The sequence below is a fragment of the Pseudoteredinibacter isoporae genome (genome assembly GCF_040372805.1).
GTDB lineage: Bacteria > Pseudomonadota > Gammaproteobacteria > Pseudomonadales > Cellvibrionaceae > Pseudoteredinibacter > Pseudoteredinibacter isoporae_A.
The window spans coordinates 77,897-91,411 of record NZ_BAABWJ010000002.1 but is presented as its reverse complement, the minus strand read 5'-3'; the positions used below and the strand labels follow the sequence as shown (position 1 = coordinate 91,411).

Annotated in this window: 12 protein-coding genes; 8 read left to right on the top strand and 4 right to left on the bottom strand. The window is 51.1% G+C overall.

Annotation, left to right across the window (positions count from 1 at the left end; all coding sequences use genetic code 11):
* The first annotated feature begins 115 nt into the window (after positions 1–115).
* The 4 genes from purM to slyD are packed head-to-tail and all read left to right on the top strand — an operon-like array spanning position 116 to position 3,270.
* A complete protein-coding gene (gene purM / locus ABWW03_RS06770; RefSeq protein ID WP_353407237.1) occupies positions 116–1,162 on the top strand; it encodes a phosphoribosylformylglycinamidine cyclo-ligase in 1,047 nt (348 codons plus the stop codon).
* A gap of 8 nt (positions 1,163–1,170) precedes the next feature.
* Positions 1,171–1,842, top strand: coding sequence for a phosphoribosylglycinamide formyltransferase (gene purN, locus ABWW03_RS06765; RefSeq protein ID WP_353407236.1), 672 nt, complete (start codon positions 1,171–1,173; stop codon positions 1,840–1,842).
* A 40-nt stretch (positions 1,843–1,882) separates the two neighbouring features.
* Complete coding sequence (locus tag ABWW03_RS06760; RefSeq protein ID WP_353407235.1) at positions 1,883–2,770, top strand: DUF3108 domain-containing protein; 888 nt, start codon at positions 1,883–1,885, stop codon at positions 2,768–2,770.
* A 17-nt stretch (positions 2,771–2,787) separates the two neighbouring features.
* Entirely contained in the window at positions 2,788–3,270 is a 483-nt protein-coding gene (slyD, locus tag ABWW03_RS06755; protein WP_353407234.1) for a peptidylprolyl isomerase, read from the top strand.
* An 89-nt stretch (positions 3,271–3,359) separates the two neighbouring features.
* Here slyD and ABWW03_RS06750 read toward each other — a convergent pair whose 3' ends face one another.
* Positions 3,360–4,142, bottom strand: coding sequence for an isocitrate lyase/PEP mutase family protein (locus tag ABWW03_RS06750; protein ID WP_353407233.1), 783 nt, complete (start codon positions 4,140–4,142; stop codon positions 3,360–3,362).
* A gap of 74 nt (positions 4,143–4,216) precedes the next feature.
* Entirely contained in the window at positions 4,217–4,852 is a 636-nt protein-coding gene (tmpT, locus tag ABWW03_RS06745; RefSeq protein WP_353407232.1) for a thiopurine S-methyltransferase, read from the bottom strand.
* A 91-nt stretch (positions 4,853–4,943) separates the two neighbouring features.
* Between tmpT and ABWW03_RS06740 the strand changes: the two genes are divergently transcribed.
* Positions 4,944–5,360: a helix-turn-helix domain-containing protein gene (locus ABWW03_RS06740; RefSeq protein WP_353407231.1), complete on the top strand. Its 417-nt coding sequence runs from the start codon at positions 4,944–4,946 to the stop codon at positions 5,358–5,360.
* 75 nt (positions 5,361–5,435) lie between these two features.
* On the opposite strand, the gene ABWW03_RS06735 is transcribed toward ABWW03_RS06740, so the two are convergent.
* Together ABWW03_RS06735 and ABWW03_RS06730 are read right to left on the bottom strand one after the other, a co-directional pair.
* The gene (locus tag ABWW03_RS06735; RefSeq protein WP_353407230.1) at positions 5,436–8,690 is read right to left on the bottom strand and encodes a WD40/YVTN/BNR-like repeat-containing protein; all 3,255 of its coding nucleotides are present in this window, start codon (positions 8,688–8,690) and stop codon (positions 5,436–5,438) included.
* 253 nt (positions 8,691–8,943) lie between these two features.
* Positions 8,944–10,071: a zinc-binding dehydrogenase gene (locus tag ABWW03_RS06730; RefSeq protein ID WP_353407229.1), complete on the bottom strand. Its 1,128-nt coding sequence runs from the start codon at positions 10,069–10,071 to the stop codon at positions 8,944–8,946.
* 200 nt (positions 10,072–10,271) lie between these two features.
* Here ABWW03_RS06730 and ABWW03_RS06725 point away from each other — a divergent pair, with 200 nt between their 5' ends.
* The 3 genes from ABWW03_RS06725 to ABWW03_RS06715 all read left to right on the top strand — a co-directional run bounded on the left by ABWW03_RS06725 (position 10,272) and on the right by ABWW03_RS06715 (position 13,473).
* Positions 10,272–10,709, top strand: coding sequence for a YtoQ family protein (locus tag ABWW03_RS06725; RefSeq protein ID WP_353407228.1), 438 nt, complete (start codon positions 10,272–10,274; stop codon positions 10,707–10,709).
* Between the two features lie 289 nt (positions 10,710–10,998).
* Positions 10,999–12,717: a hypothetical protein gene (locus ABWW03_RS06720; RefSeq protein ID WP_353407226.1), complete on the top strand. Its 1,719-nt coding sequence runs from the start codon at positions 10,999–11,001 to the stop codon at positions 12,715–12,717.
* Positions 12,718–12,741: 24 nt separating this feature from the next.
* Positions 12,742–13,473, top strand: a complete 732-nt coding sequence (locus tag ABWW03_RS06715; protein ID WP_353407225.1) for an OmpA family protein — start codon at positions 12,742–12,744, stop codon at positions 13,471–13,473.
* Positions 13,474–13,515: the final 42 nt, after the last annotated feature.

Below are 13,515 nucleotides of genomic sequence, written 5' to 3'. Positions count from 1 at the left end.
AGAATGGCAGCAATCACTAAAAGAAAATGCAAATTAGCCAATAAAACTAATGAGCTTAGCAGCCATTCAAGCTAAAATACGCGCCCATTTTTTAGACTACTCAAAGACCCAAACCATGACAGATAAGCAGCCTTCCTTAAGTTACAAAGACGCCGGCGTAGATATCGACGCAGGTAATGCTCTGGTTGATCGCATTAAACACGTTGCCAAACGCACTCGTCGCCCCGAGGTTATGGCCGGTTTAGGCGGTTTTGGCGCCCTTTGTGAGCTGCCAAGTGGTTACCGTGAGCCCGTCTTGGTATCCGGTACAGACGGTGTTGGCACCAAGCTGCGCCTGGCGATGGATTTGGACCAACACGACACCATCGGTATCGATCTGGTTGCCATGTGCGTGAACGATCTGGTTGTTGCTGGCGCTGAGCCTCTGTTTTTCCTGGATTACTACGCCACTGGCAAGCTGAACGTCGATGTCGCGGCTGCAGTGGTTGATGGCATTGGTACCGGCTGTGAGCAGGCGGGTGCAGCGCTGGTAGGCGGTGAAACGGCTGAGATGCCAGGCATGTACGAAGGCGAAGATTACGACCTGGCCGGTTTCTGTGTCGGTGTAGCAGAGAAAAGCGAACTGATTGACGGCAGCAAGGTTCAGGCGGGCGATTCCCTGATTGGCCTGGCGTCCAGCGGCCCCCACTCCAATGGCTACTCATTGATTCGCAAAATCATCGAAGTCTCCGGCGCCGATCTGCAACAGGATCTGGCGGGTCAACCATTGGCAAAAGCCCTGATGGCCCCGACTCGTATTTACGTGAAGTCGTTGTTGAAATTGATTAAAGAAAACCAGGTCAACGCCCTGTCCCACATTACCGGTGGCGGCCTGCTGGAAAACATTCCCCGTGTATTGCCCGAAAACTGCAAAGCCGTGATTGACGTCAATTCCTGGACGATGCCCGAAGTCTTCAACTGGTTACAGAGTGCCGGCAACGTAGATGGCGTGGAAATGTACCGCACCTTCAACTGCGGCGTGGGCATGATCATCGCAGTGCCGGCTGACCAGGCCCAAGCAGCAATCGAACTGCTGAAGGCTGAAGGCGAAGACGCCTTTATCGTCGGCCAAATCGCCGAAGCGGCGGCCGACGAAGAACAGGTTGAGTTGCAAGGTCTGTAATTCCCAATATGGAAACAAGCTCTCAAACTCGAATTGTTGTATTGATTTCCGGCAGTGGCAGTAACCTCCAAGCGATGATTGACTGCCAGCAAGCCGGCGAGCTGGACGGCGACATTGTGGCGGTTATCAGCAACCGCCCCGGAGCAAGGGGCCTGGAGAGAGCCGCCGAAGCGGGTATCGAGGCACAATGCCTGGACCATAAGGGGTTTACGGACCGCGAAAGCTTTGATCAGGCCCTGCAAGCTCAAATCGATCAATTTCAGCCTGATCTGGTCGTACTCGCCGGTTTCATGCGTATTCTCACCCCGGCATTTACTGAGCACTACCTCGGGCGCATGATCAATATTCATCCTTCTCTGCTCCCCAAACACCAGGGGCTGAATACCCATCAACGCGCGATAGACGCCGGTGACGCCCAACACGGCGCAACGGTTCACTTTGTAACCGCCGAGCTGGATGGTGGCCCAGGGATCGTTCAAATCGCGGTGGACATCAACACAGAGGACACCTCTGAGACACTCGCCCAAAGGGTACAATACCAAGAGCATTATATGTTCCCATTGGCGGTGCAATGGTTTTGCCAAGGTCGTCTAAGACTGCATAAAGACGACAATAACCATGTTAGCCTTTTCGATGGTGAACCTTTGCCTGTAAGTGGTCGTCTAATAAAGGCCCGATAACGCGGGCCCTTTTGACCATAGCCAAGGTAAACTCTGATTTATGTTAAACACTCTGCGACCTCTGCTGCATAAAACCAGTTATATTCTGGCCAGCTGCTTATTGGCCGGTGGGGTATTGGCGCAAGAACAACAACAAGAATCCGCACAATCCCCAGCCCCCCTGCAAGCTGCCCTTCAGCCACTGACTCTCGCCGTGGATACCGAACAGCAAATGCCCAAACCCTTTCACGCGACCTACAAAGCCAAGTTTTCCGGCTTTACCATTGAAGCGACGCGGGAATTGGGCACGCACCCAAATGGCGAACAGGAATTAATTTTCAGCGCCTCCACCTGGCTGGCCAAGCTGCGTGAAAGCTCACGCTTTAATTGGTCCCGTGGCCAGCTGATTCCCAGCCAATACCAGTATCACCGCGAGGGCCTGGGCCGCAGTCGCGATGCCGTTCTGGAATTTGATTGGGACAAGAACAAAGTCGTTAACAATGTGCAGGACAAGCCCTGGCGCATGGACATTCCAGAAGGTGCGCTGGATAAACTCAGCTATCAATTACAACTGCGCAGTGACTTGCTCAACGGCAAACAGACGCTGCAGTACAACATTGCCGATGGCGGCCGCCTTAAAACCTACCTGTTTGAAATGGTCGGCGAGGAATTGCTGGAAACTCGCCTGGGCAAACTGGCCACCGTTAAAATTAAGAAGGTACGTGCCACCGGTAAAAAACGTGTCACGTACATCTGGATGGCCAAGCATTGGGATTACTTGCTGGTGAAGCTTCAGCAAACCGAAGAAGACGGAAAAACTTACGCCATCGACCTGCTGCGCGCAGAAGTTGACGGCAAAACCGTAACTCCTCGTCTAGGGCAACGCCGCGAGTTATTACCGACCCAACTGCCCATTATCGACGCCGAGCTGAACAGCCTTGGCCAATAAGTTAATCAGAGGATCTTATGGAACTTAAAAATGAATTGGTGGGCATCATCCACTATACGCTGCGCAATGACGAAGGCGAAACCATCGACACATCGGCAGGCGAAGCGCCTCTGGAATACCTGCACGGTTTTCAGAACATCGTTCCAGGTCTGGAAGACGCATTGAGCGGCAAAAAGGTTGGTGACACTTTTAACGTCAGCGTAGAACCCGAACAAGGCTACGGCGAACTTGACCCAAGCTTGGTTCAGGAGCTGCCCAAGGAAATGTTCCAAGGGGTGGATCAGGTTGAAGTCGGCATGGCTTTTCACGCTGAAACCCAAAATGGCATGCAAACGGTTGAAGTCATCGAAGTTGATGAAGAGACTGTTACCATCGATGGCAACCATCCCCTGGCCGGTCAAACCCTGAACTTCGAGATTGAAGTGGTTGGTATTCGCGAAGCAACTGCCGATGAGTTGCAGCATGGTCACGTACACAGTGCTGAGGGTTGCGGACACTAAAAAGCGACGCCTGTCAGAGCTCCAGGGCTCTGACAGTGCATGTTCAAGCCGATATAAACACCTACATCACGAGCCCCATCACAACCGCCTCACACAGGCCTCAACATCAGCTCGTTCAACGTCTCATAATTCAGCTCTGCCACTTCTGATTCGCCCCCCATAAACGACGACAAGGGTTTATAGGCTGCGATAAAGCTTCCCGGCCCATAACTCAAACGCTTCACCCCCGCTTCAATGAACTCATCCACTGCTGTTTCCAAAGAAGGCAACATGATATTCAGAGGCACGGAATTTGATGTGACCAAATAACGAATATCCTCAAGCACTAACAGTCCCGGCACAAAAACCGAATCCGCCCCATACTCAGCATAACGAGCCAAGCGCTGCTGAGTTTCATTCCGCTGTTGTTCGGTGGCGACAAGGGATTGCAGATAAACATCCGTGCGCGCGTTAATAAACAAACTATCCGGGCCAAATACACGCCGAATGGCTTTCAGCTTTGCGCATAGAAGATCTGGGCTATCTTGACCATCTTCAATATTAATGCCCACCACCCCCATACCAACAAGCTCAATGACCAACTCCACTACCTGCTCAGGTTTGTCACAGTAGCCAGCTTCAATATCGACGCTCAACGGAACCTGGCAAAGCTTTGTGATTCTCTCTACCGAGTTTAACAAAACATCTACAGGCAGCGCCCCACCATCGGCATAGCCATTTGCCCAGGCGAGCGACGCACTGCTGGTGGCAATCGCTTTGGCACCCGAGCGTTGAACCAAAGCGGCACTCGCGCAATCCCAAACATTGGCCAGCAGCAACGCTGAGGGTTCATAGTGAAGTTGTCGAAAAGCCGCAACATTGTTTTGGTTCATAGTTCCTCCTGTCACATCATTGATGTGCATGATGATGGCAAAGAGAAAGTAAACCGTCTGGCGGCATTCGGAAGTCAACGTTGCAAAAACCAAATACGCTCTTCGGCATCTACACCGTCTTTAAAATTTTCGATAAACCGTGAATGCGATAAGCTGCATACCTTATGGCTGCGACCATAAAGCATATGGATTTCCTCACCGCCTACCGAAAATGGCGGTCCACCCATTAAAGCCGGATCGTATTCATAAATCACCACGAGCTGAGGTGCGCAACCACTGAGCTCGTTCAGTTGTTGGCTGTACGCCTTGCGCATTTCAGGCGGCAATGCGATCAGTGCGGCACGATCATAGATCGCCACCACCGGCCCCAACTGTGCTTGGCTTAGCTCGAAAATATCACCAACAAAAATATCCAGCTTGTCAGCGTGATAGCGCTTTAGATTGCCCAACTCTTCCTTCTGGGCCGGGAGTTTCAAGCTGTCAAACAACTCGATCACAGCGGTTTCATTCAGCTCAGCACCGCACACCTGATAACCCTGTTCCAATAGCCATCCGATATCGTTGGTTTTTCCACACAAGGGCACAAACACCCGATCACCGCTCTGCAAATCCAAATGATGAATATGCTGAATCAGAACAGGGTCAACCTGCGCCTGATGAAAGCCAAGATTACGCTCCTGCCAAACCTGATGCCAAAATACTGCGTCCATAAACATCTCCTGTTAATATTTTAGAAAAGCCTGCATCGACTCTCTGTCCAGGGCAGCTTAAAGGTTCAAGTCGACTTGAGGTCAAGCAGGAATGAGCACAGAATTTCTGAGTATCGGTGAAGTATCAAAACGCAGCGGAATCGCCGCTTCGGCCCTGCGATACTATGAAGAAAAGGGACTGATTGAGCCGGCGGGACGGCAAGCTCAAAAACGCCTCTACCACCCGACAGTCACCGAACGCCTGGCCCTCATTACACTGGGTCAACAAGCAGGTTTCAGTCTCGATGATATTGCAGAGGTTCTCACCACCACCGGTTTTGAACTCGACAGAGAACAACTCACAGAGAAAGCTGCAGAATTAGATAAACAAATTCAACGCTTAACCGTGATGCGCGATGGTCTACAACATGCCGCAAAATGCCAGGCACCCCGTCATGCGGAATGCCCCACCTTTCAGAAATTATTAAGAATCACCCAGAGGAAAAAGGTACAGGCCGCGCAGAATTAAACCGGCAGTAAGAAGTGAAATAGTGGCACGAAAAGAACAGGAGCAGAGCCAACGCCCTGCCCCTGTGTTTAGTACTTACAAACTCACCGGGCGACCCGGTGTCCATGGAAGGCCCAGACGATCAGCCTCCGTTTCCAGTTTGGACATGGCCTGCTCAGCCTGTTCCAACTTAGGCATAAATGCCGTCAACTGTCGCTTGGCAATATCAAGGCCCGTGCGAACGTTACCACCTGCAGCGGCCTGAGTATGCCAATGACTGCCGATCACCGCATTCACACGAGACATAATGCCCCACGGCGCTTTCTCATTCGCCGAGGTTTTTACAGAGTCACCGTATAAATCCATTTTCATGGCCTGCAATTGGCCGCGCAGCGCGCGTGCATCAGCCGAGACAGCCGTTGTATCTACCGTCGCCACATCGATTGCTTTCAACATATGCTTCAAACGCTTGCTGATATCCGCGAACTGGCGCCCCACAGCCAACACCTGAGCCTGAGTCTTCGCCGTATCTTTTTGGAATGCCAACAACGCCTGGCGATCTTCCGCCTGCAAGACCACATCACTCATGGTATTCAGGGCAAACTTCTGAGGCGCAGCAACTGCGGTGACATTACCATCCACACGCTGCATCAACTGTGCGGTGTAGCTACCGGGCAATGCTAATGGCGCCTGCGGCGAGCTGCCCCATGGACTGGGCTTGGATTTCTTCAAACTAATGGGCTTGATCGCTTCATGACGGAAATCCCAATTCACCTGGTGCAGGCCTTTTGAGCTCTTTGCGGTGACTTTGCGAACCCGATTGCCATCGGCATCTTTGATCTCGAACCACATGCTTGGAGCTTCCTGGTTTGCCTCCGCGCGCAACGCATCCCAACTTGGGTACGGCGTATCCTTGCCTTCTTTCTGCAGGGCCGCTTCCTGCTTCTGGCGCTTCGCCTTCAAACTCTGCAGTCCATCACGCAAATAATAACGGAAGGCCACACCATACTCCGGGTTCGGCGCGATAAAGAAGTTATCCCCCATCATGCCCTTATCGCTGCTGTAACCACCCCAACGGCGGGTTTCCATATAAATCGGCGAGTCTTTAACCGGGAAAACCGTGACCGCTTGATTCTTCAAATCAGTTTGTTGAGTGCGCAGCGGCGAGTAGTCGTCCAGCACATAGATGCCGCGACCAAAAGTGCCGAACAACAGATCGTTTTCACGACGCTGAATCTCCAAATCACGCACCGCAACGGTAGGTAACTTGGTAAACTTATGCCAGTTCTTGCCACCGTTCTGTGTATAGAAAGCGCCATATTCAGTACCAACAAAGAGCAGGTTTGGATCGACATGGTCTTCTACAATCGTGTGAACCGTACCACGCTCAGGAAGATCTCCAGCGATGGAACTCCAGCTTTTGCCTCGATTGTTTGATTTCAACACATAAGGTTTTTCGTCACCGCGTTTGTGGTTATCAAACACGGCGTACAGAACGTCCTGATTGTGTCCGGAAAACTGCAGATCCTCGACCAGACTCATATCCGGGACGCCTTTGAATCGATCATAACGTGTCCAGTTTTCACCGCCATTGTCACTGACATGAATCAAACCATCATCAGTACCAACCGCCAACAAACCCTCTTTCAAGGTGCTCTCATCCAAGGCAATCAGAGATCCGTAAACAGAGGTGGAGTCGTTTTTCGCGATGGCGTCGACACTCCAGACTCGATCCATCACTTTCAGCTTGTTGCGATCCAAACCGCGACTCAGATCACCGGACACGGCTACCCAACTATCGCCACGATCGTCTGAACGGAAGAGTTTTTCTGCTCCGTAGTACAAACGTTCTGCTTTGTGCGGGCTGATTAACAGGGGCGCATTCCAGTTCCAGCGCAGGGCATTTTCACCTTCCGCCGGTTGTGGAGCGATATAAACCGCCTCGCGAGTTTTGCGATCGCTGCGCGCCAAACCACCGTACTGATATTGAGAGTAAACAATGTCGGGATTGCTTGGATCAATCGCAGGTTCAAAACCGTCGCCGCCCAGAGTCACCCACCAATCAGCATTGGTGATCCCTTCCATAGACGTATTGCGTACCGCTGTTCCCAATGTGTTGTTGTCCTGGGTACCGCCGTACACATTGTAGAAAGGCGTGTCATTATCGGCGGCAATTCGGTAGAACTGAGTCAGTGGCAGGTTACGCAAATGATTCCAATGTGCCCCATTGTCGAAACTTTCGTAAATACCACCATCACCACCGATACGAAGATGATTGGTGTGCTCTGGGTTTACCCATAAAGCGTGATCATCCACATGACGGGCTTTGAAAGACAGCGGTTTAAATGTCTTACCTCCGTCCATGGACACCTTGGTAAAGGTATCCATGACGAACAGACGGTCCGGGTTTTTCGGTCCGACCACAAGCTCGTTATAATACTGCGGACTGGAACTCATATACGAGGAGCGTTTGTTCCAAGTTTTACCAAAGTCGTCACTGCGATAAATGCCTTTGTCTTTATCGTTTGCTTCAATGATAGCATATACCGTATTCGGTTGACTGGGCGCGGCGGCCAAACCGATGCGACCTTTTTCAGAAGCCGGTAAACCCTGAGTGAGTTTCTGCCAGGTTTTACCACCGTCGGTAGTCTTATGAATCGCTGAGCCCGGGCCACCATTAATCAGAGTCCAAACATGACGGCGACGCTGATAAGACGAGGCAATCATTTCGTCCGGATTATGTTTATTGATCAGCACTTCATTGATGCCAGTGTGCTTGTCAATTTCCAGAATGCGTGTCCAGCTCTTACCACCGTCAGTAGTTTTGTATAAGCCACGATCACCCCCACTCGACCACAGTGGCCCCTGTGCGGCAACAAAAACGGTGTTGCTGTCACGGGGGTCGATAATGATCTGACTGATATGGCCTGACTTTTTCAGGCCAACATTCTTAAAGGTTTTACCACCGTCAGTGGATTTATACACTCCGTCACCTGAAGCTACTGAGCGCTGGGAATTGTTTTCACCGGTACCTACCCAGATAACCTGAGGATCTTTAGGATCGAGCTCGACAACACCGACAGCATAAGAACCGTAGCGATCGAAGATCGGCGTGAAGGTTGTGCCCGCATTTTCAGTTTTCCATACACCACCCGATGCCACGCCCACATAATAATGTGACGGATTGCCGGGAACGGTTGCCAGGTCCGAAATTCGTCCACTGGTGTGGGCGGCGCCCAGATTGCGTAGATTCAGACCACCTAGGGCGGCGTCTTTCGCGAGGGCGGTTTGGCCGAAGCCCAGGGAGCTGGCAGCCACCATGACTGCAAAGGATAAACGGGTTTTCTTCACTTCGATTCTCCATCTGTGTTTTTAGCGTAGGGATGGTCCATTAGCTATAACGAATAGAAAGGTATTTGGCGCAAAACGACATCATGGACCATGGCCCAGATGCGCCAGTCTGAGAGCTTTGGGCGGTAGACGGATTTGAGAGGGAGATCCAGGGCCCGAGTGCAGAAGGAAAACTGTACTCCTCCCACACTCAGCATCTTATGTCTGAACAAAGATTGCAGCGTAATGATCGGGTGAAAACATCCCCTCGTCATCAAGCACTCGGGTTAATCAAAAACTTCTCCCCCGTCTTCTGCTGGCTGTAACGCTCTATGGCCTCTTTGCTTAAGGCGCCGGCTAGGGATACTTCTTCGCTGTAATGACTGGCAAAGGTGGTTTGCAATTCAGCCGCTACCTTAGCGCGCATTTCCATGCTCTTTTCCAATCCAACTTTAGCCAGGAACGGGGTCAGCAGGAAACCACCAATGCCCCAGGAAAAACCGAAACCACGCTTCAGAACGGTGGGGCTGCGATCCAGTCCACCGTAGATATAGAGTTGCTTGTAGACATCGGAACCATAGCGGTTGTACTCGCCCATATTGCGCGCCGCTGCCGCTTCCATACAGTTCAGGATATCACTAGCAAGCTCTCCGCCACCGGTGGCATCAAAGGCCAGAGTTGCTCCAGTCGCCACCAGAGCCTCGGTCAGCTCGGCATAAAAATTCTCACCACTGGAATTCACGATGTACTTGGCGCCCAAATCTCTCAGTATGGCGGCCTGTTCATCTTTTCGAACAATGTTGACGAGATCGATACCCTCATTAATACAAATGCGATTCAACATTTGCCCCAGGTTTGAAGCCGCCGCCGTGTGCACCAGTGCCGTATGACCTTCAGCCCGCATAGTTTCTACCATAGCTAAAGAGGTGAGTGGGTTCACGAAGCAGGAAGCACCCTGCGCTGAGCTTGTCCCCTCTTCCAGAGGTAAAGCCATCATGGTGTGAACGCAACGGTACTGGCTGTACATATCGCCGCCTACAATGCCCACTCGCTTGCCTAACAAGGCTTTGGCGGCATCAGAGTTGCCCGACGCCACGACCACACCGGCACCTTCATTGCCAATGGCCAGAGATTGCCCCAAGCGAGCTCTCACCATGCCCATAAGATGAGCAGGAATGGGCGCTTTGACGACAGGTCGTTCCGGGGTGCCACTGTATTCAGCGTTACTGATATCCGCTGGGCCGATCAGCAATGCGAGGTCAGATGGGTTTAACGGTGCGGCCTCCATCTGCACAATGATTTCTTCCGGGCCTGGTTCAGGAATATCAACACTTTCCAGGCTCAAGGTCAGGGTATTGTCTTCACTTACTAAAGAACGTAACTGCAGTGCACTTCTGGACATACGATTTCCTTATTATTTTTGTGGATCACACGGGCTAGCAAGAGGCCATTTATACCTCGCTTTGATGACGGTTAATAGTGGAAAATGTGACATTAATCCGCCGCCGTCGGCAGAACCGACATTTCAGGTCTCTATAGCAAATGCCTGGAATTCCCTTAAAATAGGCGCCCCAAGCAATAAAAAGACAGGAAACTGTAAACATGTGGACCGTGTACCTATCTGGAGAAATTCACACCGACTGGCGTGATCAAATCAAAGCAGGCGCTAAAGAGCTGGGCCTGGATATCGAATTCACCTCCGCCAATACTGATCATGACAGCAGCGATGCCGCCGGCGATCACTTAGGGGCCGAAGACAAGGCTTTTTGGCGTGATCACAAATCCGCCAAGGTGAATGCCATGCGCATTAAAAGCTTAATCGAGCAGGCTGATTTTGCGGTGATACGCTTTGGCGATAAGTACAAGCAATGGAACGCCGCCTTCGATGCGGGTTACTGTGCCGCATTGGATGTTCCCTACATCACCCTGCACGATGAAAGCATTATTCATCCATTAAAAGAAGTCGACGCCGGCGCGATGGCTTGGGCACAGACGCCTCAGCAAGTTGTTGAAACACTGCGTTACATCACCCAAAACTAAGCATGAAGCCAAGGTTTTTCGCCAGGACCTTGGCGCCTTTAAGCCGCCTTTCCCGGAAATATCTTTTTCCGTCAAAAAATTGAGCCAATAACTGGCTAACTGTAAACATTCGCCTAAACTTACTTTCTGTACCGCAAGCTCAGTCCAGTTTAGTTGTCTATGCAGCAACATCAGCCTCAAGCCAGAGGGCATAAACCATAGAAGTCTTGCTATGCAACCACCGAACAGGCATAGTTCGGCAGATATAAATACTTTGAATAATCAGTGACTTGGCCAATAAGGAGAGTCGATGTTTTCCAAGCCTATTGAAGCACTGATCGCTAATTCAGGCGCATTGGCCATTACCGAGGCCTTTATCGTATTGATGCTGGCCGCGTTTATTTATGCGGCTTACGCCAAGCGAATGGATAAGTCGCCGGCGTTTTGCAACTACACCCCAACATTACTGACCTCCTTGGGTATTCTGGGTACCTTTTGCGGGATTGTTGCCGGCTTGCTCGGTTTTAATATCGGCGATATCGACGGCAGCATTGATATGCTGCTGCAAGGTATGAAAACCGCCTTCACCACCAGCTTGGTGGGTATGGGCCTCTCCATTATTTTCAAGAGTTTAATCGCCAGTGGCCTCCTGAATCCTCCACAACAGGAAGAAGACTTGCCCAGCGAAGAACAGATTGGGATTGAAGATCTATACCAGGTAATGCGCGAACAGCGCGATGGCGTACTCGCTCTGCAATCGTCCATCGCCGGTGAACACCAAAGCAGCCTGAACGGCCAACTACAGGCATTGCGCGCCGAATCCAAACACAATATTCAAGCCGCGCAGAAAGAAACCAAACACCAGCAAGTTGCTTTCCAGGCCTTCCAGAAAAACCTCTGGCTGAAGCTCGACAAATTTGCACTGAATCTTTCCCAGGCTGCGGCTGAGCAAATGGCCAAAGCCCAGCAAACCGTGATTCGCGACTTCAATCAGAACTTCAGCGAACAGTTTGGCGGAAACTTTTCCCGCTTGAACAGTGCCGTGCAAGAAATGGTGGAATGGCAGAACAATTACCGTGATCAGCTCGCCGATATGCGCAGCAATTACGACCAAGGGGTACAGGCCATCAGCCAGACTGAAAGTGCATTGGCCAACATCAATGAGCAAACTCAACAGATTGGTGTAAACCTGGGTAACTGGCAAAGCATTATGGAAGTGAACCAGCACCAAATTCAGGAGCTGGAACGCCATTTGGAAGCCTTCGCACACATGCGCGATGAGGCTGCGCAGGCGGTTCCTGATATGCAGCAACACATTAAAGACACTCTGGCCGGTGTTCAGCAGGCCAGCGAACAAATGGGTAAAGGAGTACAGGAAAGCAGCGAGCAGATGAAGCAATCGCTCGCCGAGGGCGCAAAATCCATGGAAGAATGCCTGCAAAACAATTCGGAACGCTTACATACGGCCCTTCAAGAGAGTGCTGAGAAAATCAGTGACAGTGGTAAAGCCTTACAAGACAGTGGCCACGCTCTACGGGAGAGCAGTGAAGCCCAAAGAGATACTCTGCAGCAGACTTTGAAAGACGGCCAAGAGCAATTGATGCACGCCTTTGGGGAAAGCAGTCAAGCGTTGAACAAAGCCGCTGAAGCCATCAGCCAAAGCCAGATCGACAATAATAAATTGCTACAGGAACTGGCTCAGAATATTCGCGAGCAGAGCGACGGCCATTACGAAGCACTGCAAAGCAGCCAAGAGAAATTGCAGCAGCAGTTTGAAGAACTCGGCAAAGACATTGGCCTGGAAAGCCAGGAATTCGCCGAGCAAATTCGTGAGAGCGGTAATGCTCTGATGCGTGTCGCCGGCCGCAGCCGGGAAGCCTTCGACAACGATATGCAAAGTATGGTCGAGAGCGTGAGCGACAGCATGCAACAAATGTCGGCGCAGCACGCTGAAGAATCCCTGAAGATTGTTGAGCTGCACATCAAACTCACCCAAGATCTGCATCGTATTTTGACGCACGCCAATTAATAAGCATTCGGTTAAATCATCCACATGAGCGATCCGATTCAAAAACTCGCCCTGAACCAGCGACAGCAATCGCAATCTCTGGAACAGGAAAAAGATCATTGGCTCACCGTCTCTGACTTGATGGCCGGGCTCATGGTGGTGTTTTTGTTTATCGCCGTTGCCCTCATGCGTGATGCCATGGTGGAGCGGGACAAAATAAAACAAGTCGCCATTGCCTATCGCGATAATCAACTGGCCATTTACCAAGCACTGCAAAAGGAATTTGGTCCCAATCTCGCCACTTGGAATGCCGAAATTGATAAAGACACCCTGACCTTTATTTTTAATTCATCTGAAATTTTGTTCAGTGAAGGTGCAACTGAATTGAGCCCTAGCTATCAGGCCTTGTTGGATAATTTTTTCCCGCGCTATATGGGTGTGCTGGAACAGTTTTCCGACTCCATCAGCGAGGTGCGTATTGAGGGCCACACCAGCAGTATCTGGAACGAGAACACCAGCGACACCGAGGCCTATTTTTTAAATATGGAATTGTCGCAGGAACGCACGCGCTCGGTTCTTGATTACGTGTATCAATTGACCGCTGTCGTGCCATATCGCAGTTGGATTAAAGGACACATCGCCGCTGTAGGTTATTCTTCCTCCCATCCTATTCTCAACCGTTATGGCCAGGAGGATCTGGACCGCTCCCGGCGCGTCACTTTTCGGGTTATGACCAATGCCGAGACACGAATTCAGCAAATTCTAGACGTGAATTAGTTAAATTCCCTCAGCGGTCAGAAAAACCCCAAATTCTTCCTG

Bases quoted from the DNA above. Each gene is read 5' to 3' on its own strand.
- slyD (WP_353407234.1), top strand. From the start codon at position 2,788: ATGGAACTTAAAAATGAATTGGTGGGCATCATCCACTATACGCTGCGC.
- purN (WP_353407236.1), top strand. From the start codon at position 1,171: ATGGAAACAAGCTCTCAAACTCGAATTGTTGTATTGATTTCCGGCAGT.
- ABWW03_RS06730 (WP_353407229.1), bottom strand. From the start codon at position 10,071: ATGTCCAGAAGTGCACTGCAGTTACGTTCTTTAGTAAGTGAAGACAAT.
- ABWW03_RS06750 (WP_353407233.1), bottom strand. From the start codon at position 4,142: ATGAACCAAAACAATGTTGCGGCTTTTCGACAACTTCACTATGAACCC.
- purM (WP_353407237.1), top strand. From the start codon at position 116: ATGACAGATAAGCAGCCTTCCTTAAGTTACAAAGACGCCGGCGTAGAT.
- ABWW03_RS06720 (WP_353407226.1), top strand. From the start codon at position 10,999: ATGTTTTCCAAGCCTATTGAAGCACTGATCGCTAATTCAGGCGCATTG.
- ABWW03_RS06715 (WP_353407225.1), top strand. From the start codon at position 12,742: ATGAGCGATCCGATTCAAAAACTCGCCCTGAACCAGCGACAGCAATCG.
- ABWW03_RS06740 (WP_353407231.1), top strand. From the start codon at position 4,944: ATGAGCACAGAATTTCTGAGTATCGGTGAAGTATCAAAACGCAGCGGA.
- ABWW03_RS06760 (WP_353407235.1), top strand. From the start codon at position 1,883: ATGTTAAACACTCTGCGACCTCTGCTGCATAAAACCAGTTATATTCTG.
- ABWW03_RS06725 (WP_353407228.1), top strand. From the start codon at position 10,272: ATGTGGACCGTGTACCTATCTGGAGAAATTCACACCGACTGGCGTGAT.
- tmpT (WP_353407232.1), bottom strand. From the start codon at position 4,852: ATGGACGCAGTATTTTGGCATCAGGTTTGGCAGGAGCGTAATCTTGGC.